This is a genomic window from Herbaspirillum lusitanum P6-12 (assembly GCF_000256565.1).
Classification (GTDB): Bacteria; Pseudomonadota; Gammaproteobacteria; order Burkholderiales; family Burkholderiaceae_D; genus Herbaspirillum; species Herbaspirillum lusitanum.
On the sequence record NZ_AJHH01000548.1, the window covers coordinates 1 to 1094 of the forward strand.

Below are 1094 nucleotides of genomic sequence, written 5' to 3' on the forward strand. Positions count from 1 at the left end.
GCGCCTGCAGGCGCTTGCCGAGCAAATCCCACAGCGCGATGTCGATCGCCGACACCGCCGCGTTCACCGCCGTGCCGCGGAAATGCGAGAAGCGCTGCATTATGTTCCAGTGCAATTCGATCTGGTTCGCATCCTGGCCGACGAGATATTTACCGAACTTTTCCAGCGCCGCCTTGGCCGCCTCGATGTGCCCCCAGGAGCCGGCTTCGCCATAACCGGTCAGTCCCGCCTCGGTGCGGATGCGGGCATACAGGAATTGGCCTACGTGCAGCGCCTCGACGGAAGCGATGCGATGGATTTGCTGGGTCATGGCGATATCTCAACGAATGAATGAAGGAAATATCGATGCCCGCACAAGCTCGGCACTGGACCTCACGCAATGACATCGACTGGGAGGACTATAACGAGGGGGAAAGCGATGCGGAATCAAATTCTATAGTGTTACTTCTCTATTCTCTATAGAATAAAGAAATGACTCCTATCGATCTCAGCCCGGCCTTCGTCCGGCTTGCCCGCTATATCCACGACCGCATCATTGCCGGCGAGTGGCTTCCCGGCCAGGTACTACCCGGCGAAGAGGCGCTTGCACAAGACATGAAAGTCAGCGTCGGCACCGTGCGCAAGGCCTTCGACGTCTTGAGCGGCCAGGGGCTGGTGACACGCCATCGGGGCCGCGGCACCTTCGTCACGCGCGCCACCAACGAGCGCGCATTCACCAGTTTCTACCGCTTGACCGACCGCGCGGACGGCGTGCGCAGGCTGCCGCAAGACACGCTGTTGTTACGGGAGCGCGTAGCGGCGGACGCGGATGAACGCGCAGCGCTCAAACTGGATGCCGGCGCACTGGTCTATCGCCTGCGGCGGCTGCGCGTGCTGGACGATACGCCGCTGGTGCTGGAAACCATCAGCTTCCCTTTTGCGCGCGTGGGCAACAAGGAATGGGGCGCTGACGGCGCACCGTTCCATCTGGTGTATTCCTTCCTGGAGCAGCAATGCGGCATCTCGGTCAGCCGCGTCGAAGATCGCTTGCGCGCCTGCCTTTTGCCTAAAAAAGTGGCAAAGGATTTCGGCCTGCCGGCAGGCCCGCTTCCTGC

1 protein-coding gene and 1 pseudogene are annotated in these 1094 nt (G+C 61.2%); one reads left to right on the plus strand and one right to left on the minus strand.

Going from position 1 to position 1094, the window contains the following annotated elements:
- Positions 1-310: pseudogene (locus HLUSI_RS29465) on the minus strand (galactokinase); the annotation flags it as partial.
- Between the two features lie 161 nt (positions 311-471).
- Here HLUSI_RS29465 and HLUSI_RS29470 point away from each other — a divergent pair.
- Positions 472-1094: GntR family transcriptional regulator (locus HLUSI_RS29470; protein ID WP_029363741.1), on the plus strand; the 623-nt coding region annotated here is incomplete at its 3' end.